Genomic DNA, 18,616 nt, shown 5'->3' on the forward strand with positions numbered 1-18,616 from the left:
TGTTTATTCGGTCCAGTCCTGGAAGGACGTGTCGCTCCTGTACCAGTGTTCGATCAGCACCGCCACGACGATCACTGCCGGGAGGAGCCCGAGCGTGTACAGTCCCATCACGAACAGGACGGCAAAGAGCAGGGTCGTCGCCCCCACCTGTACGCCTATGGTCTGGTCGCCGAACCAGTCGACAAAGCGCCCGAGTACCGACATACTCAGTTGGTTGGACGCGGTGGGTATAATACGTTGGCTTCCCGCGAGGGAGCACCACCGTCCATTACATGAAGTCCGCGATCCCGCTCTGTTTGTTGGTATCGTCCTCGAAGATACTCTTCAGTTTCATTTCCAGCACTTCGAGGCGCTGTTTCGTGTAATCGCGTGCGCCGAACTCGTCGGCGACAGTGATGGCAGTCTGCATGTACTTGTTGACCGATCCCTCGTGGACGGTGAGGTTCACTCTACCGCCACACTCTCGACACTCGCGAGTCAGTGGCATCCGGCGATACTTCTCGCCGCAGTCCAGACAGCGCGTCTCCTGACGGGAGAATGCCCGCAGGTTCCCGATCAGGTCCGGCAGGAAGTGATACTCGATCACCCGCTCGGCGACGTCTGTCTCGTCGACCGCCCGGAGCTTTCGGGAGAGCTCCAGCTGGGCATCCATCTTGTCCATCATCGAGCCGAGCGTCTTGTACGCCGACAGATCCGGCCCGAGGGCGATGTCCGTGGTATCGTGGGTGTGCCCGAAGTCGGTGTACTCCCGGTCGGTCCCCAGCGTCGCCTCGGCGATCTCGATGTCGACGTCTTCGGGGTCGGCCAGCTCCCGGGTCGCCTCGTAGAACTCCAGCGGGTACTCGTCGACGACATCGATGTTGTGGGCCTCGTCGTCGATCTCGGCGGGATCGATCCGGGAGGACATGACCAGCGGGGCGTCCATCCGCCCACCTCGCTGATCTGGTAAATATTCCATACTAAAGTTCAAAAGTCCATCAAGGAGGAGCATTACACAATCCTCATCTCCGTCACAGTTTCGCCGCTTTGCCGCGTGGAAGAACGGATGCGCGTAGCCCACGGCTGCGCTCGTAAAGCCGATCACGCGCCCGACTGTCGCCGCGCTGGTGTGGGGGGCCATCCCGAAGACGAGCTCGCCGACCAGTTCCTCGCGGTCCTCGACCTCGTAGTAGGGATCGAGCCCGTAGTACTGCTCCAGCAGGTCGTCGACGAAGTCCGCGGTCTTGAGCATGTGCTCGGCCGCGCCATCGGAGAGGACGACGTCCTGGACTTTCAGCTCGACCAGCTGGTCGGCGTGTTCGAGCGGCTCGCCGTGGATGTCCTCGTGGTAGCCAAGCGACTGGAGCTGATCGACCGTGACGTCCAGTTCGCTGGCCCTGACTGCGGTGATCGGCAGGTCGGTCATGTCGTACCGAACCGTGCCGTCCTTGAACGAGGAGACGCCGTGTTTCGCGCGGAAGATTCCCTTCTCCATCGGCTCGGGCGTCTTATTCTTGGAGGACAGCCCCTTGACACCTTTGAGCATCTCGAAGGCGTTCTCGCGCTCGCCGACCGATTCGAGCGCGTTGCGGTACTCCGCGTGGACGTCGACGATCCGCGTCTCGACGCTGGTTCCCTCGACCTCGCAGTGATCACAGAATACCCTGCCGGACTCGTCGGGGGACAGTCGCGTCTCGCAGTCCGGACACTCGTAGTGTGGCTCCGTGTGGCCGTCACAGTCCGGACAGCGGGTTTTGAACGTGTGTTCGCCACACTCGCCACACTCTCGGCGGCCCACCTGTACTTCGACCTCGCCCGGGGTGTCGGTCATCGAGTCGGCGTGTTTGACCGCGGCGGAGACGTCACGCTGTGAGCCACCTGCCTCGCCGATCGGAAAGAGCGTGTGGACGGCGGGGCTCAGGTCGCGGGACTCGGACTTTTCGGGACGGCCCATCCGGTTGCCGACGCGGGTCGGCGAGCGCTCCCGGATCGAGAAGGGGGCGACCTCGTTGACCGCCTCGACGGCGTTGGGCCACGACCGAGCGTCGGCGGACAGCTCGTCCCACGTCCGCGTGAGGTCCTCGCCATCGACTTCGAAGCCAAGCGAGCGCACGAACGGACGCCAGACGGGGATCCGCAGCGTCGTGTCGGTCTGGGTGTGTTCGAGCAGGAGCGCCTCGACGGCCTCCCGAACGGTCTCCGAGCGCGGCAGGACGAGCACGTCGAGGATCGACGGCTCGACGCTCTTGTGTTCGATCGTGGGAACGTCCACGTCGACCGTCCCATCCTCGACCGCCGAGACAAGCGCCTCGAACTCGTCGACGTCGATGTCGTGCCAGAGACAGGTGTAGTTCGGGTGGAGTGGCGCGTCGTACTCCGTGGCCCAGTCGAGCGCCTCCTCCGGGTCGGGGTCCGCGAGGTCGACGCTCGGATCGTCCTGCATCGCCTGGACGTCCGCGCCGGCCGCCTCGAACTCCTTGACCCACCACTCGACGGTGTAGCCCGCGGGCACCAGCGGGTGGTTGTTCTCGACGAACTCGCCGTAGTTGACCAGATACTCGCCGATGTCGAGGACTTTCTCGACGCCGTTTCTGATCTCGATGGCCTCCGCCGGATCGTCGATCTGGCGGACCTCGCCGTTGGCCAGCCGGACCGTCGGCCCCTCGATGGTGTCGACCGGGACGACGCCTGCCGCTTTCCCCGGCAGCTCGGTCTTGATCTGGGTGCCGGTCGCGAGGAAATCGTCGACCAGATGCATCGTTGCGGGATGGACACCAGCGGTCGCGTTACCGTGGTTCCGGGCACGACCGTAGTGGAGCCGGAACCCGCCAGCCTCGCTGGGATGCGAGAAGACGGGACGCCCGGCGATCAGATCGCGCAAAAACTTCTTGTTCGGTTCGGCCCGCGGCGGTCCCTCGGGCTTGACCGGTTCGTCGGTGGCGTCGTCAGCGTCCGCCTCCTCGTCGTCGGCATCCTCGCTGTCGCCGTCGTCGCCGTCTCCGTCGGCTTCCGCCTCGCCATCCCCGATCGTGCCGTCCATCAGATCGTCGAGCCAGGGCCAGTCGACCTCGTCGAGGTTGCGTGTGTACCGCTTGATCTTCGGCGCTTTCAGTGCGATCCCCTCCGCCAGAACGAGACACATCCCTCCGCGGGGGCTGTTGGTATCGATCCGCTCGAGATCCCGGAATCCCGAGACCTCCTCGTCGCCCGTCGCCTCGCCGTCGAGCATGATCGGGCAGTTCCGGGTGATGAACTTCGTCTCCTTGTCCTTCGGCGAGTACTGCAGGCCGGTCTCCTTGTCGTAGAGGCCGACCTCCTCGGCGTAGCGCTCGACCTCGTCGTCGCGCGGTTTGAACTCGTCGACATCGAGCAGGGACCGGGCGTAGTCGGCGACCAGCACGGAGAGCGCCTGTGCGGTTCCGCCCGCGGAACGGATCGGTCCGGCGTAGTAGACGGCGACGAACTCGGTGCCGTCGTCGTTCTCGTTGATCTCGACGCGGTCGATCCCCTCGATCGGTGCCGCGACGACGCCCTCGGTCAGCAGGGCGACCGCGGTCCGGACCGCCCCCTCGATCTTGCCGTCACGGGACTCGTAGTCGCCGACCCGTCCCTCGACGAAGTCGGTCACGAGTTCGAGTGCGGCCTCCTCGCGGCTCATCTCCCCTTCGAGTTCGCGCACGCGCTCGGCCACGCCGTCGATGCCGAGGATGTTCTCGACGCGGTCGGCCATGTCCCGCGCGATCGGGATCTCGACCTCCGGCTTCGGATCGCCGCCACGGGTTTTCGCCTCGCTGGCAATGTCCATCGCGACGTCGAGTTCGGCTTCCAGTCGCCCGAAGTACTCCTCGTCTTCCTCCCGCATCTATAACCAGAGATCCAGATCGGTGCGTTCGTCGTGTTCTCGAACCAGTGATTCCTCGAAGGTCCGCATGTACACCTCGCCCGCCCAGACCGTCGCGGCATCCAGATGTCCGGCGAGCGCCTCGCCGCTCGGCCGCGAGAGGACGGCGTGGGTGTGGGCGAACCGCTCACCGTCGAGCAAGGAGACGTTGCCGACACAGCCTGCGACCTCAAGCGGTTCGTCGAAGGAGACGGGCTCGTACTCGGTTGTCTCCTGATCGTAGAACCACACCTCCGCGTCCTGTATGGCTCCAAGCGCCGTGAACCACGCCGCGTCGGCGTCGACCTCGCTTGCGAGGGATTCGATCTCCTCGCGCCAGTCCGCGCCGTGGTCCAGGCTCGCGAGGTACTCGCCCGTCGTCGTGACCTCCCGATAGTTCATAGCCAAAGGGCCGTTCCCCACGAACAAAAACCTGCGTGTTGGCGTTCAGGTTGTTGCGACCCCACCGGGTTAGCGCCACTGCCTCAGGCGTGCGCCAAGTCGCCCGATCCGGGTCGTCGCCCACCCGAACGCACGCCGGATCGGATCGAGGAGCGCGGGTGGAAACCAGCGCGTCCACCTGATGAACGTCGCCACGATCCCGACAGGATATCGTGCCCGTGGCGAGCGGTCGGTCGCGGCGGCGACGATCGTCTCGGCTACCTGTTCGGGCGAGAGCGCGAGCGGCCCGCCGTCCAGTGCCCAGCCGTCCTCCAGGGCTGCGTACGTCTCCGCATAGCTCTCGTGGCGCTCGCGCCGGGAGAGGTCTGCCCGGGCCCGCTTACCAAAGGGTGTCTCGACCCACGGCGGCTCGACGAGCACGACGTCGATCCCGGTTCCGCGCAGTTCAAGCCGAAGTGAGTCCGACAGCGCCTCCATTGCGGCCTTTCCTGCCGCGTAGCTGCCCAGCCCCTGATAGGCGGCCAGCCCGAGCACGCTGGAGACGTTGACGATGGTCCCCGATCCCTGCTCGCGCATCGCGGGCAGCACCTCCCTGATCAGCCGGTGTGGCCCGTGGACGAGCACGTCGAACTCTGCTTTTGTCTCATCGACCGGCACTTCCTCGACCGCCCCCGGTACGGCGTAGCCCGCGTTGTTGACCAGCACGTCGAGCCGGCCTGTCTCCGCAAGCACGTCCGCAACGACTGCCCGACACTGTTCGTCGTCGGTGACGTCCAGCTCGCGCGTCCGACAGCGTGCCCGGATCTCCTCGGACAACGGCGTCTCGACGTCCGTCGCGTACACCGCCCAGCCCTCCTCGGCGAACGCGAGCGCTGTCGCCGCGCCGATCCCCGAGCCAGCGCCGGTGAGCAGAACAACAGGGCTGTCCCCCTCGGCGTCAATCTCCCCAGCCGATGTTGAATCGGACACGAGTTCGAGTTGTTTCGTCCCCGACGTAATCGTTTCGAGACCCATCGTATTCGACAGCGGGATTCAAAAGCGTTGGTCGAGAACAACGACCAATGACCGACGACGCGCCCCACGAGATCGATGACACGCCGACGATCGCCTGCTCGCGCTGTGACCGAGAGTGGGATCTCGCGTACGAACTCGACGAGATGGGGCTTGGCAACCAGGCTGTCGAGCAGTTCGCCCTCGATCACATGCGTCATACGGGTCACTTCCCGGACGACGTCGCGACGTGGCGGGCGAACTGTCGACAGTGTCCAGCAAGCGAGGAGCAACTGGCCGAACACGGCGTGCGCCGCTGGGCCGAGTTGCACGCCCGGCACACGCGTCATGACGTCGAAATTCGGGGTGGCGATGACAAACAGAGCGTTGTTTCGCCGTCCGAGTAGGTGTTGGTTCACGCGACCCGACCTGTAATTAATGGTTATTCATTAAAGTCTCTGCGTGCGTATTCTCGGACACAATGGCATCTCAGGAGATCCACGACGAACTCCATGTTGACCAGTACACACTCGGGCTCGTGGGGCCCGATCAGGAGTGGGCCGGAACGGTCGCCGACGGCGGTACGATCTCGACCTACACCCCGCCGGCGTGCTGGGGGCCGATGATCACGCCCGGCTTCCGCGGGGGCCACGAGGTCACCCGGCCGATCCGGGTCGAGAACGCCGAAGTCGGCGACGCCATCGCGCTCCACATTCGCGATATCGAAGTCACTAGCGTCGCGACGAGCACGGGATCAATGCGGGAACGTGAGGAGGCGTTCGGCAGCGATCCGTTCGTTGACCACCGCTGTCCCGAGTGTGGCACAGAGTGGCCGGACAGCGTCGTCGAGGGGACCGGTGAGGACGCTATTCGGTGTGCGGAGTGTGGCGCGAACGCCTCCGCCTTTGGCTTCGAGTTCGGCTACACCGTCGCGTTCGACGAGGACCGGACCGTCGGGATCACCGTCGACGAAGCGGGCGCACACGACCTCGCCGAACGGGCCGAGGAAGCGATGGACATCCCCGAGAACTCCCGCCAGCATCCCATCCTGCTTTACGAACCCTCGGAGATCCCGGGGACACTCGGTCGACTCCGGCCGTTCATCGGCAACGTCGGCACGACGCCGCCGATCGAACTCCCGGACTCGCACAACGCCGGGGACTTCGGCCAGTTCCTCATCGGCGCGGAGCACGACTGGGGGCTCGACGACGAGAGCGACCTCGACGCACGGACGGACGGGCACATGGACGTTCCCGAGGTGCGGGCGGGCGCGACGCTGATCTGTCCGGTAAAAATCGACGGCGGCGGCGTCTACGTCGGTGACCTCCACGCGAACCAGGGCGATGGTGAACTCTCCCTGCACACGACCGACGTGAGCGGCCGCACCGAGATCGATGTCGAGGTGATCAAGGACGCCGGGATCGACGGCCCGATCCTCCTGCCCAACGAGGAGGATCTCCCCTTTATCAGTCGGCCCTATACCGACGAGGAGCTGGCTGCGGGTCGCGAACTCGCCGACGAATACGAGACCGACCTCACCGAGGGGATGGGCCCGATCCAGGTGATCGGCAGCGGCGCGACAATAAACGACGCGACCGAGAACGCGTTCGACCGTGCAGGAACGCTACTGGACATGAGCGAAGGGGAAGTCCGCTCGCGGTGTACGTTCACTGGCGGCGTCCAGATCGGCCGGCTTCCTGGCGTCGTCCAGCTGGACATGCTCGCCCCGCTCGATCGGCTCGAAGAGCGCGGACTCGATGGGATCGTCCGCGAGCAGTACGGTCTGGACTGACTGTCACAGCACGTCAGATACATACCAGTACGCACGTTACGCCCGTCCATGACCGAGAATTCGGTGCAGTGCTGGCTCGTCGAACGCTCTTATAGCGACGAAAACCTCGTCTCGTTCGTCTACGCGACACCCGATGGGAGCCGATATCACCAGCGTGATCTCTCCGCGAACATGCTGTTTCGACTCGACGTGACAGCAGCCCGATCGGTCCCCGAGAACGACCTCCAGCCGGTCGACGACGACGCGCTCCGGGAGCGCTACGCCTCCGAGGCCGACCGGATGGCGAGCGAGCACGCCCCTGACGACGTTCTCTAGGCGGGAGTCGTCGGCGTGTTCGGATACTTTTCCACGTGGTTGCACAAAGAAAATATATGCGAGGGCCGTCAATCCCGGGTATGGCCGCCATCCAGCTCGACGGGGTCACGAAACGGTACGGCTCGCTGACCGCCGTTCGTGATCTCTCCCTCCAGGTCGAGGACGGCGAGATCTACGGCTTTCTGGGCCCGAACGGCTCCGGGAAGTCCACGACGATCAACGTCCTCCTCGATTTCGTCCGCCCGACCGACGGTACCGCCGAAGTGTTCGGTATCGACTGTCAGGAAAACCCCCTCGCTGTGCGCGAGCGCATCGGCGTCCTTCCCGAGGGATTTAGCGTGTACGACCGGCTCACCGGTCGCCAGCACCTCGAGTTCGCCTGCGAATCGAAAGCGATCGACGCGGACCCCCAATCGTTGCTCGACCGTGTCGGCCTCTCCGATTCCGCGGATAGACGGGCCAGCAACTACTCGAAAGGGATGAAACAGCGTCTGGTTCTTGCGATGGCGCTCGCAGGGGACCCCGACCTGCTGATTCTCGACGAACCGACGACCGGGCTCGACCCGAACGGAGCGCGTCGGATGCGCGAGCTGATCGAGGCTGAACGGGATCGTGGTGCAACCGTCTTCTTTTCGAGCCACATCCTCGCGCAGGTCGACGCCGTCTGTGACCGGGTCGGCATTCTTACGAACGGCGAACTCGTTGCGGAGGACAGCATTGACGCCCTCCGGGAATCGACAGGCTCCGTTGACGAGCTCCGGGTTACCGTCGCGCAACCGGACAAGCGCGCCCTCGAAGCTGTGCGATCACTCCCCGGCGTCTCTGGCGTCAGAACCGACGGGAACTCGCTGCTCGTCGACTGTGAGGACGGCGCGAAAGCGGACGTGATCGCGGCGATCGAGGAGAGCGGCGTCGAGGTCACCGATTTCTCGATCGAGGAGGCCTCTCTCGAAGAGCTGTTCGAGCGCGTCACTACGGGGGCGGACCGATGAGCTGGCAAGTGATTGCCCGCAAGGAGATCAGCGACTCGATCAGATCCCGCAGTATCATCGTTCTCTCGGGGCTGTTCGTGATCCTCGCACTGTTTATTACCGCTCTGTACGCTTCGGTCCCGCTGTTCGGTGCAGCCCCCGGCGAGGAGCTGGCTGTCGAGGGGCTGATCTCGTTTTTCGGTGCGGCAGTGATGTTCGTCCCGCTCATCGGCGCTTTGCTCGGCTACAAGTCGATCGTCGGGGAGCGCCAGTCGGGGAGTCTCTCACTCACCCTCTCGCTTCCACACACACGCGATGATGTCGTCCTCGGAAAGTTCCTCGGGCGATCGGTCGTTCTCGCGACCCCGATTCTGCTCGCGTTCGCCGCAGGGCTCGTGCTCGTCATGGCGCTGTTCGACGCCTACTCGATCCTCGACTATCTGGTATTCGTCCTCGCCGTCTTGCTCATCGGTCTGGCGTATCTGAGCCTTGCCATCGGCTTTTCCGGTGCGGTCTCCTCGTCGGTACTCTCCGCCGTCGGCGTCTTCGTCCTGTACGTGCTCTTTCGGTTCCTCTACCTTCCCGCCCTGACCGTCGCTCAGAGCACTGTCAACCGACTGCAGACGGGGAGCTGGACCGTTGCCTTCGAGCTCGACTGGTGGATGTACCCCCTCGCGATGATCAACCCCCATTACGCCTATCAGATGATACTGCACGGCTTCGTCTACACCGATATGGCACAGCCCCGATATATGAATGCGTGGTATATCAACGGATGGACCGGACTGATCGTCCTTGCCATCTGGATCGTCGTACCGCTCGCAGTGGGTCGCGCCCTGTTCAACCGACAGGACCTCTAGGTCGGGTCGATCCCACGATCAGCCAGTAGCGCCTCGAACTCGTCCTCATCGAGCCGTTCGACATCCTCCGCTTCGGCGTCTTCGACCTTCGTCGCGCCGGGGTTCTCGCCAGTCACGAGATAGTCGGTGTTACCGGAGACGCTTCCCGTCGCCGAGCCACCGTGCGCCTCGACGAGTTCCTGTGCCTCGCTTCGCGTATACTCGTCCAGACTCCCGGTGAAGACGATCGTCAGTCCGGCTAGCTCGTCGCCGCCGGACATCTCGGCGGACTGTGGCTCGACGCCCTCATTTCGCAGCTCCTCGATTACTGCCCTGTTTGCCTCCGAGGCGAAGAAGTCGTGGATCTCTCCGGCGACGACGTCGCCCACCTCGTCGACCGATTCTAACTCGTCGACGCTCGCTCCCATCAGGCTGTCGAGGTCGCCGAACTCGCGGGCCAGCTCGCGGGCGGTCGCCGGGCCGACGTGTGGGACACCGAGTGCCGAGAGGAAGTCAGCGAGCGGGGGTTCTTCGGTCGCCTCGATCGCCTCGATCAGGTTCCGCGCACTCCGCTCGCCCCAGCCCTCCAGCCCGGCCAGTTCGTCGGCGTCGAGCCGGTAGAGATCCGGCAGCCGCTCGATCAGCCCCGTATCGAGCAGCTGGCGGATCGTCCGTTCACCCAGTCCGTCGATATCGAGTCCGGGGTCGCTCCCGTAGTAGACCAGCGACTCCCGTAGCTGGGCGTCACAGGCGATCCCTCCAGTACAGTGGGCCATCGGGCCGTCCCGCTCGATCGCGCTCTCACAGACGGGACAGCTGTCGGGAAACTCGAAGTGGCCGTCGCCGTCGTCGAGGACCTCGGCGACCTGTGGGATCACGTCGCCCGCCCGCTCGATGCGAACTCCGTCGCCAATGTCGACGCCGAGACGCGCGATCTCATCGGGGTTGTGCAGGCTGGCGCGCGCGACAGTAACCCCACCGACGTCGACGGGATCGAGCAGTGCGACTGGCGTCAGGCGGCCGGTTCGCCCCACTTGCACCGCGATATCGCGGACCGTCGTCTCCTCGGTGCGTGCGGGGAACTTGTAGGCGATCGCCCACCGATAGTGTCGGGCGGTCGACCCGAGAGCCTCGCGCTCGGCCCGGCCGTCGACTTTGATCACCACACCGTCGATCTCGTAGTTCAGGTCGTCCCGCTGGTCGAGGATGTCGTCGCGGTACGAAATTGCGGCCTCGATGTCGTCGACGCGGGTGGTGTGTTCGTTGACGCGCAGGCCGAACTCCGGCAGCGTCTCGTCCTCGGCGTAGCGGCTCTCCCACTCACGGCTCGCGTCGAGCACCTCGAAAAAGAAACAGTCCAGCGGGCGCTCGGCGACCACGGTTGGGTCGTGCTGACGGATCGTCCCAGCTGTCGCGTTCCGCGGGTTCGCAAAGGGGTCTTCGCCGCGTTCGACCAGCTCGCGGTTGTACGCCTGAAACGCGTCCCGTGGCATGTAGATCTCGCCCCGCACGGCCAGAAACTCCGGATAGTCTCCCGAGAGCTGGAGCGGGATCGACCGGATCGTCCGGACGTTTGCGGTCACGTCGTCACCCTCGCGACCGTCACCGCGGGTGACTCCACGCACGAGCTGGCCGTCCTCGTAGACGACCTCGATCGAGATACCGTCAAACTTCGGCTCACAGACGTAGCTCACGCCGTCGAACTCGCGCTCGATCCGGTCGGCAAAGTTACGCACTTCGTCGGCGTCCTCGGTGCTATCGATCGAGAGCATCGGCGCGACGTGATCGACGGTTTCGAATTCGTCGACCGGCTCGCCGCCCACCCGCTGGGTCGGGCTGTCAGCACTGTCGATATCGAACCGGTCTTCAAGCGTTTCGAGGCGGGCAAACAGGGCGTCGTAGACTCTGTCGGAAATAACTGGGTCCGCCTTTCGGTAGTACCGACGGTCGTGATATCGGATCGCTTCCCGGAGGAGATCCGCCTGTTCACGGGCCTCGGTCTCGTCGAGCGATTCCACCGGCTCGAACTCCGTCGGCGGCTCCTCGACGTACGGGTTCTCCGTAGACTCTGGCGGCATTGCTCGGGACTTTGGCCCCATCGTTCAAAAAATCGACCATCCGGAGTGCGTCCGGTCTTATCGCATCGCGTCAAGCTTCACTGCATCGGCGAGATCTATCGAAATCCACGCCCCATCCCGAGTGATATCCGCGATTACGTACTCGTCCTCGTGGCCGTCGCCGTCGATCGTTCCAACGACCTCGCACGTGTCCGCCAACGACTCGCTGTAGCCTGACGTGGACATATCTATAACTATCTTTCATACATACATAAGTCCGTCGGATTCGATATGAACGCTTGTCCACTTTTCGACCAGCTACGGCGCGTTTGTTCTTCGCGTCTCGATGCGCACGCGAAGCACGGAGTTTATTGCGGTTTTGCACGTACGCCGGTGTATGAATGTATCCGACGCGATGACGCCCCGTTCGGAACTCGTCACGGTATCGCTTCCCGGTAGCCGGGACGATGCCCTCGAATACCTGCAGGACCGGGAGTTCTCCTCGGTTCCGGTTGTCAAGGAGACCGATGGGGGCGAGCAGTACCGTGGGCTCGTCTCCCGCGAGAGCCTGATCGAACAGCCTGACGAGGACCAGCTCGCGCTGTTAATGGACGAAGTACCGACGGTCGAACGCGACGCCAGCGTCGAGGAACTCGCTGAACTGATGGCGACCGAGAACGCCCGGCGGATCCCCGTTGTCGACGGCGAGCTCGAAGGCATCATCACGATCACCGACGTGATCCGGGCGATTGCGACCGGCGACGTCGACGCCGAGACGAGCGTCGAGGAGCTTGCGACGACCGACATCAACACGACCTACGAGGCTGCGCCGCTGCTCGTCGGGATGCGAGAACTGTTCTACGCGAACGTTCCATACGCCGTCGTGCTCGATGGGGACGGCGACCCGGCGGGGATGCTGACCGAGGTTGACATCCTCGACGTTGCCCGCGTCGTCGAGGAGGAGGAGCGAACGGGCAACAGCTTCGCCGATCAGGACAACGACTGGATGTGGGAGGGGATCAAGGGCGTCGGCAGTCGATCGATGACGGTCCGGAACGTCGAACTTCCCGACGAGACCGTCGGCGACCTGATGACATCGGACCTCGTGACGGTCTCGAAGCGCAAGACCGCAAAGGAGACGGCCCAGCAGATGATCACCCACGACATCGAGCAGATCCCGCTGGTCTCCGGTGACGAGCTCATCGGCGTCGTCCGTGATATGGACCTGCTGGAGGCGCTGTATGAGTAGTCAGAAACTCGTCGAGCTCGCCAAGCGTCGGGGCTACTTCCTGCAGGCCTCGGGCGCGTACGGCGGCGTTTCGGGCTTTTATACTTTCGGCCCGCAGGGCGCGGCGCTCAAGGGAAACGTCGAGGACGCCTGGCGGGACCGCTTTGCGGTCAAGGAGGGCAACCAGGAGATCGACGCGCCGACGATCATGCCCGAGCCCGTCTTCGAGGCGTCGGGTCACCTCGACACGTTCGACGACATGCTTGTCGAGTGTGCGGAGTGTGGTGCGACCCATCGTGCGGATCACCTGATCGAGGACAACACCGAGCTCGAAGACGCCGAGGCGATCCCGATTTCGGAGGTCGAGGCGCTCATCGCCGAGCACGACCTCGCCTGTCCGGCCTGCGGTGCGGCGCTCGCGGGCGAGTCCGTCGAGGAGTTCAACCTCATGTTCGGCACCAACATCGGTCCCGGTGACTCCGCACCGGGTTACCTGCGTCCCGAGACCGCACAGGGCATCTTCGTCGAGTTCCCCCAGCTCAAAGAGTACGCCCGCAACCAGCTTCCTTTCGGCGTCACCCAGATCGGGAAGGCCTACCGGAACGAGATCAGCCCGCGCAAATCCGTCATCCGCACACGGGAGTTCACCCAGGCCGAACTCGAACTCTTTATCGACCCCGAGGAGGACGAGCCCGACCTCGCGCGGGTCGAGGACGTCGAGGTGACCCTGTATCCCGTCCCCCAACAGCAAGACGACGACGGCGAGCCCATCACGACGACGATCGGCGCGGCAGTAGAGGACGGCACCATCGCCAGCGCGTGGATCGGCTACTACCTCGGCATCGCACAGCGGTGGTACGACCGCGTCGGCATCGATATGGATCGGTTCCGCTTCCGCCAGCATCTCCCCGGCGAACTCGCTCACTACTCGGTGGACTGCTGGGACGCCGAATCCGAACTGGACGGCGACTGGGTCGAGCTGACCGGCTTTGCCTACCGCAGCGACTACGATCTGAGCAAACACGGCGAGTACTCCGACGAGGACTTTACGATCTTCAAACAGTACGACGAACCGAAGACGGTCGAGCGCGCGACGGTCGACCCGGACATGAGCTATCTCGGACCGGAGTTCGGTGGCGCAGCAGGCGAGATCGCCGACGCGCTCGAAGCGCTCGCCGAGCGGGACAGGTCGGCCTTCGAGGGCGACGAGGTGTCCGTCGAGATCGACGGCGAGACGTACACTATCCCGGTCGAGAAGACCGGTTTCGCCGTCGAGGAGGTTACCGAGGCGGGCGAACACATCACGCCCCACGTCGTCGAGCCCTCGTTCGGTATCGATCGTGTGCTCTACACGATCCTCGCACACAGCTACCGGGAGGACGAGGTCGACGGCGAGGAACGGACGTATCTCGAACTCTCCCCGGAAGTCGCCCCGACCTTCGTCGGCGTCTTCCCCCTGATGGACAAGGAAGGGCTGGGCGAGCTCGCCGAGGAGGTCGCAACCGACCTGCGCGAGGCGGGCCTCTCGGTCGCCTACGACGACTCTGGCGCGATCGGGCGACGCTACCGCCGTCAGGACGAGGTCGGCACGCCCTTCTGTGTCACCGTCGACTACGAGGCGCTCGAAGACGGTACTGTCACGGTCCGGGAGCGCGATTCGACCGAACAGGTACGGGTCGAGCTGGACGACCTCGTCGAGACGCTGACGGCGCTCCGGTCGGGAGAACTGTCGTTCGGCGAGTTGGCGTAGATGGCCGACGAGATCAAGCGGCGACTGTTCCACGCGAGCAGTTCGATTATCCCCGGCCTCTACCTGCTCGACGTCCTGACGTGGTCGCAACTGGGCGTACTCATGCTCGCGGCCAGCGCCGCCGTCGTCGTCATCGAGATCCTGCGCCTGCGCACGGGCCTCGACCTGTGGGTCTTCGAGAAGCTCACCCGGGAGTACGAACAGGAGACGGTCGCGGGATACGCGCTGGGTGCCTTTAGCATGACGGCAGTCATACTCGCCTTCGAGCCCGCGATTGGGGTCCCAGCCATCCTGATGCTCACGATCGGTGACCCCGTGAGCGGGCTGCTCGGGACCGACGAGCTCCGGACGATCAAACATCCACGCTCGCTGGTAGCGATGTTCGTCATCAGCTTCGCCATCGCGTGGCCGTTCCTGAGTCCGGCTGTCGCCGCGGTCGCGGCGCTCGGCGCGATGGTGGCGGACGGCGTCAAACCGCGAATCGGCGAGTTCGTCGTCGACGACAACCTCTCGATCCCGCTCGTCGCTGGTGGGGCGGCGTACGTTGCCGTCGAGCTCCTGTCGATACTCGTCTGAGCGCTATTCTTCCGGCTCGCTCCGCACCAGCATCACGGCACTCGCTGCGGAGCGCCCGACACCTTCCGCCACCGACCCGACGAGTTTGCGACGCAAGAACGGGTCCCGCGTCGCACCGAGGATCGTCAGGTCGTGATACGTCGTTTCGTCGTTGATCGCACCTGGGACGTGATCGTGCTGGAGTACATCCGTCTCGATGTCGAGCCCTTCCGGGAGCGTCCCGGCGCTCTCTTTCAGCAGGGCGTTCGCGTTCTCGACCGCGGCGTCGTCGGCGTCGGATGCGACGACGTGGACCAGTCGGACGCTGGCGTCGTGTTCCGTCGCGAGCGCTCCGGCGAGGTCGACGGCGAGATCGGAGTGGGGGCCGTCCGCGACCGGCACGAGAATCGAGTCGACGTGCCGGGCGGGACGACGGATTCGCTTGACGAAGACGTCACAGTCGGCCTCTGCGAGCACGCGATCGATGAAGCTCCCCAGAATGATATCCCGCCGACGTGGACGACCGTGCCAGCCGAGCAAGAGCCCGTCGGCGTCGTGTTCTCCCACCGCGCCGACGATTCCTGTCGCAACGTCGCGGGCGTACCGGAGCGTCGTCTCGACGGGCACGTCGGCCGCTTCGACTCGTTCCCTGGCGTCGGCCAGTACTCGTCGCTCCTCGCCGTCCTCCTCGACGAGCTGATGGCCCTCAGAGAGCGGGACCTGTGCCGGAACCTCGACGACGTGCAGGGCGAGGATCCGGAGCGAGCGCCCTCGGGCGATGTCGACGGCGGTGTCTATCAGCCGCTCGACCGTCTCCGGGTTGGAAACGGGAACCAGCAGGGTTCCGTCGGCGGTGTCGGTTGCCATACCGGGATATCGCGCCGACGATGTATAAAATCCGCTGCCGGTGCCGAACTGGAACTATTCGGTGCCCATCAGAACTTCGAAATCTGTAGTGTTTCACTACAGCATTCGAACTATTGGTTCACGACGGCTGTTACTCCGGTCCCCTCGGCAACGCAGATCAGCCAGTGGGGTTTTCAGTTCCACCTCCCTATCACCAGCCATGTCGACGATCGCTGGCGCGCTTCGGTCGACGCCGCTCCGGACGAAACAGCCCCGCGGCCGGAGCGGGAAGCTCCTCGTTGGTTCCGGTCTCTGCGTTCTGACGCTCGGTATGTTCACCGATAGCCTCGCGTATCGGATCGGGATCGGCGGCCGAGACCTGTCCGTACTGGAACTCGGCGTCCTGCTCGTCGCCGCGGCGGTCGCACTGGCGTTTGGCAAGTACCTGCTGGGGAAACTGAAACGGCTCGGGGGGTATGGACTGCTGGGTGCGTTCGGGATCGGAATCGGACTCCCCTCGCTGATCGCGCTCCCGGCCATCGGCGGTGTCGTTCGCCGACTGGGGTCGGGGCTCTACAGCGCGCTCCCGTGGGTCGAGAGGTCGAGGTGGGTACGTCTCCTGGGTATCGCTGGTGGTCCGAAAGGACTCGCATCTGGCTGTTACGGCACCGTCGTGTTCTCGGTCGGTGCGTGGACCGGCACGCTCTCCGAGGAGTACCTGGTGTTCGGTTACGAACTCTCACTGCTTTCCGTCTTCGTCGGATTGACCGTTCCCGGCGTCGTCGTCTACTACTTACGCCGGTGATTCACTCGACCTGCTCGACGCCGGTAATCTCGAAGCGCGCCCCACCTGCTGTGCTTCCGGTAACGTCGACCTCCCAGCCGTGTGCCGACGCTATCTCCGCGACGATTGCCAGTCCGAAGCCGGTGCCGTCCTCGGTCGAGGAGTGACCGGCCTCGAAGACCGCCTCGCGTTCCGCTGCCGGGATCCCGCGTCCGTCGTCCTCGATGTAGAACCCGTCGGACAGGTCGCCGACAGTGATCGTCACCGGCCTGGCGTTGTGTTCGACCGAATTTCTGAACAGGTTTTCGAGCAACTGTGAGAGCCGGCTCCGATCAGCGCGGATCTCGCCCGACGTCTCGCAGGTCAGCGTCGCCTCCCCGGTCGCCACGTTACTCCAGCACTGGACGGCGATCGAATCCAGCGTCATCGGCTCCGTCTCGCCGACCGTTTCTCCGTCGCGGGCAAGCGTCAGCACGTCGTCGATCAACTGGTCCATCCGGTCGAGCGCCCACTCGATCTCCGCTACGTGCTCGCTATCACAGTCCTCGGCGAGTAGATCCAGGCGTCCGTCCGCGACGTTTAGCGGGTTTCGCAGGTCGTGGGAGACAACGCTCGCGAACTGATCGAGGCGCTCGTTCTGTCGCTGGAGCCTCCGTTCTTTCTCCTTGCGCTCGGTAACTTCCCGGATCGTCACCAGCACGCCGTCGATCGGCTCGGTGCCGATGAAGTTCTGGGAGCGAGTCTCGAACCACCGCCACGTACCCTCGGCATCCTTCGCCCGGAACTCGCTCGTCACGACCTCGTCGGGGCTCGTTAGCGCCAGCTGGAACCCGTTGATGGCCGCTTTCTGATCGTCGGGATGGACGTACTGGATCGGGTTCTCTGCCGTGACGACCAGTGGATCGTACTCGACCGCGGGCGAGATCGGGCTCTGGTATCGGACGGTGAGATCCTCCTCGAGAATGATCATGAAATCGGGCGTGTGCTCGACGAAGAACTTGAACTTCTCGAGCTCTTTTTGCCTCGCTTTTCTCTCGGTGATATCAGAGAAGATGGTAATAAACCGCCCGTGGCTCGGGGCGAACGCCGAGATCTCGTAGTGGCGATCCAGCGGTTCGGAGTACGATTCGAACCGTTTCGGCTCGCCTCCCAGCGCCACCTCCCCGAACGTTTCGATGAATCCCGTCTCCTCGATCCCGTCGATAGCCTCGGTCGCACGACGCCCGACGATCGCGTCGCCGTCAAGACCGGTCAACTCCTCGAACTGGTCGTTTACATGTAGATACTCGTAATCGACCGGCGTGCCCTCCTCGTCCGTGATGATCTCCTTGATACTGATACCGTGTAACGACTGCTCGAACAGCCCCTCCAGAAGTCTGGTCTGTTCCCGATCGTCAGTGACGTCCCGGTACATCCAGAGGTTCGCCGCCCCGCTTGGCAGCTCGTACGGAATGTAATCGCGCTCGACGATCCGACCGTCGGCGAGCTCGAAGGTCTCACCGATGACTGGCTCGCGTGCGTCGAGGTGGTCCTCAATCGAGGCCAGGAACTCCTCGCTCCGGACGAAGACGTCTTTGAGCTCCCGTGCCAGTTGTGCACAGTCCGCGCCGACGAACTCCTCGACGCTCATGTCGTCGCCGAACAGTTCGAGGAGCTCCGTGTTTGCCGTCAGCACTTCCCGGGATTCGTCCTCCACGAGGATTCCGGCTGGCAGGTTCTCGATCACTGTTTCGAGCACGATCCGTTGCTGCTCGAGTTCGTGTTCGGTCCGGTGCTGTGAGACGGCGTTCTCGATCCGGTTGGCGAGCAGCTCGAACTGCTCGGTGGCAGTATCCTTCTGTAGGTAGTCCGTGACGCCTGCCGAGATGGCGTCACTGGCGACCTCCTCGCTTCCCTTGCCGGTGAACAGAATAAAGGGGAGGTTCGGATCTGACTCCCGCACCGCTTCGAGGAAGTCGATGCCGTTTTTCCCCGGCATATCGTAGTCGGAGACGACACAGTCGAATCGTCCATCCGCCAGTCGGTCCAGCCCCTCTGTTACACTCTCCGCTGTTTCGACCACGTAGCGGTCGTCGATCCGCTGCAGGTGGGTCGTCGTCAGTCCGGTAAACCGGGGCTCATCGTCGACGTGTAGCACCCGGACCGATCGGTTCATGACATCCACTTTCCCGCTTGAAAATATAAGCGTTGTGGGGAGTGTACGCCCCTCGTGGGTATTCCGCATCGCT

Annotated in this window: 17 protein-coding genes; 9 read left to right on the forward strand and 8 right to left on the reverse strand. The window is 64.1% G+C overall.

Going from position 1 to position 18,616, the window contains the following annotated elements:
- Positions 1 to 3 precede the first annotated feature (3 nt).
- The 4 genes from AArcS_RS00520 to AArcS_RS00535 form a co-directional block, all read right to left on the reverse strand.
- Positions 4 to 204: a hypothetical protein gene (locus AArcS_RS00520; protein WP_238478478.1), complete on the reverse strand. Its 201-nt coding sequence runs from the start codon at positions 202 to 204 to the stop codon at positions 4 to 6.
- Between the two features lie 64 nt (positions 205 to 268).
- Positions 269 to 3,841: a DNA polymerase II large subunit gene (locus tag AArcS_RS00525; RefSeq protein WP_238478479.1), complete on the reverse strand. Its 3,573-nt coding sequence runs from the start codon at positions 3,839 to 3,841 to the stop codon at positions 269 to 271.
- Entirely contained in the window at positions 3,842 to 4,261 is a 420-nt protein-coding gene (locus tag AArcS_RS00530) for a PPC domain-containing DNA-binding protein (RefSeq protein WP_238478480.1), read from the reverse strand. It lies immediately after the preceding gene.
- Positions 4,262 to 4,330: 69 nt separating this feature from the next.
- The gene (locus AArcS_RS00535) at positions 4,331 to 5,275 is read right to left on the reverse strand and encodes an SDR family oxidoreductase (RefSeq protein WP_238478481.1); all 945 of its coding nucleotides are present in this window, start codon (positions 5,273 to 5,275) and stop codon (positions 4,331 to 4,333) included.
- A 47-nt stretch (positions 5,276 to 5,322) separates the two neighbouring features.
- Here AArcS_RS00535 and AArcS_RS00540 point away from each other — a divergent pair, with 47 nt between their 5' ends.
- The 5 genes from AArcS_RS00540 to AArcS_RS00560 all read left to right on the forward strand — a co-directional run bounded on the left by AArcS_RS00540 (position 5,323) and on the right by AArcS_RS00560 (position 9,189).
- Positions 5,323 to 5,658 (forward strand): DUF8062 family protein, encoded by a 336-nt coding sequence (locus AArcS_RS00540; protein WP_238478482.1) that lies wholly within the window; start codon positions 5,323 to 5,325, stop codon positions 5,656 to 5,658.
- Positions 5,659 to 5,732: 74 nt separating this feature from the next.
- Entirely contained in the window at positions 5,733 to 7,043 is a 1,311-nt protein-coding gene (locus AArcS_RS00545; RefSeq protein ID WP_238478483.1) for an acetamidase/formamidase family protein, read from the forward strand.
- A 48-nt stretch (positions 7,044 to 7,091) separates the two neighbouring features.
- Positions 7,092 to 7,358 carry a DUF7967 family protein gene (locus tag AArcS_RS00550; RefSeq protein ID WP_238478484.1) on the forward strand — a complete coding sequence of 89 codons (267 nt, stop codon included), beginning with the start codon at positions 7,092 to 7,094 and terminating at the stop codon, positions 7,356 to 7,358.
- A gap of 80 nt (positions 7,359 to 7,438) precedes the next feature.
- On the forward strand, positions 7,439 to 8,350 hold the full coding sequence (locus AArcS_RS00555; RefSeq protein ID WP_238478485.1) for an ABC transporter ATP-binding protein: 912 nt from the start codon (positions 7,439 to 7,441) through the stop codon (positions 8,348 to 8,350).
- Positions 8,347 to 9,189 carry an ABC transporter permease gene (locus AArcS_RS00560; RefSeq protein WP_238478486.1) on the forward strand — a complete coding sequence of 281 codons (843 nt, stop codon included), beginning with the start codon at positions 8,347 to 8,349 and terminating at the stop codon, positions 9,187 to 9,189. The genes AArcS_RS00555 and AArcS_RS00560 overlap by 4 nt, the downstream gene beginning before the upstream one ends.
- On the opposite strand, the gene ligA is transcribed toward AArcS_RS00560, so the two are convergent.
- Together ligA and AArcS_RS00570 are read right to left on the reverse strand one after the other, a co-directional pair.
- Positions 9,186 to 11,246 (reverse strand): NAD-dependent DNA ligase LigA, encoded by a 2,061-nt coding sequence (gene ligA, locus AArcS_RS00565; protein WP_238478487.1) that lies wholly within the window; start codon positions 11,244 to 11,246, stop codon positions 9,186 to 9,188. The two genes, AArcS_RS00560 and ligA, sit on opposite strands and share 4 nt — an antisense overlap.
- A gap of 57 nt (positions 11,247 to 11,303) precedes the next feature.
- Positions 11,304 to 11,471: a DUF7556 family protein gene (locus tag AArcS_RS00570; RefSeq protein ID WP_238478488.1), complete on the reverse strand. Its 168-nt coding sequence runs from the start codon at positions 11,469 to 11,471 to the stop codon at positions 11,304 to 11,306.
- A gap of 151 nt (positions 11,472 to 11,622) precedes the next feature.
- Here AArcS_RS00570 and AArcS_RS00575 point away from each other — a divergent pair, with 151 nt between their 5' ends.
- The 3 genes from AArcS_RS00575 to AArcS_RS00585 are packed head-to-tail and all read left to right on the forward strand — an operon-like array spanning position 11,623 to position 14,779.
- Complete coding sequence (locus tag AArcS_RS00575; protein WP_238478489.1) at positions 11,623 to 12,474, forward strand: CBS domain-containing protein; 852 nt, start codon at positions 11,623 to 11,625, stop codon at positions 12,472 to 12,474.
- Positions 12,467 to 14,203, forward strand: coding sequence for a glycine--tRNA ligase (glyS, locus tag AArcS_RS00580; RefSeq protein ID WP_238478490.1), 1,737 nt, complete (start codon positions 12,467 to 12,469; stop codon positions 14,201 to 14,203). The genes AArcS_RS00575 and glyS overlap by 8 nt, the downstream gene beginning before the upstream one ends.
- On the forward strand, positions 14,204 to 14,779 hold the full coding sequence (locus AArcS_RS00585; RefSeq protein ID WP_238478491.1) for a diacylglycerol/polyprenol kinase family protein: 576 nt from the start codon (positions 14,204 to 14,206) through the stop codon (positions 14,777 to 14,779).
- A 3-nt stretch (positions 14,780 to 14,782) separates the two neighbouring features.
- Here the strand turns inward: AArcS_RS00585 and AArcS_RS00590 are convergent, their stop codons facing one another.
- The gene (locus tag AArcS_RS00590) at positions 14,783 to 15,625 is read right to left on the reverse strand and encodes a universal stress protein (protein WP_238478492.1); all 843 of its coding nucleotides are present in this window, start codon (positions 15,623 to 15,625) and stop codon (positions 14,783 to 14,785) included.
- A gap of 199 nt (positions 15,626 to 15,824) precedes the next feature.
- On the opposite strand from AArcS_RS00590, the gene AArcS_RS00595 reads away from it, so the two are divergent.
- Positions 15,825 to 16,409: a hypothetical protein gene (locus tag AArcS_RS00595; RefSeq protein ID WP_238478493.1), complete on the forward strand. Its 585-nt coding sequence runs from the start codon at positions 15,825 to 15,827 to the stop codon at positions 16,407 to 16,409.
- Position 16,410: 1 nt separating this feature from the next.
- Here AArcS_RS00595 and AArcS_RS00600 read toward each other — a convergent pair whose 3' ends face one another.
- Complete coding sequence (locus tag AArcS_RS00600) at positions 16,411 to 18,543, reverse strand: response regulator (RefSeq protein WP_238478494.1); 2,133 nt, start codon at positions 18,541 to 18,543, stop codon at positions 16,411 to 16,413.
- Between the last annotated feature and the right edge of the window lie 73 nt (positions 18,544 to 18,616).

Source organism: Natranaeroarchaeum sulfidigenes (genome assembly GCF_017094485.1).
Taxonomy (GTDB): domain Archaea; phylum Halobacteriota; class Halobacteria; order Halobacteriales; family Natronoarchaeaceae; genus Natranaeroarchaeum; species Natranaeroarchaeum sulfidigenes.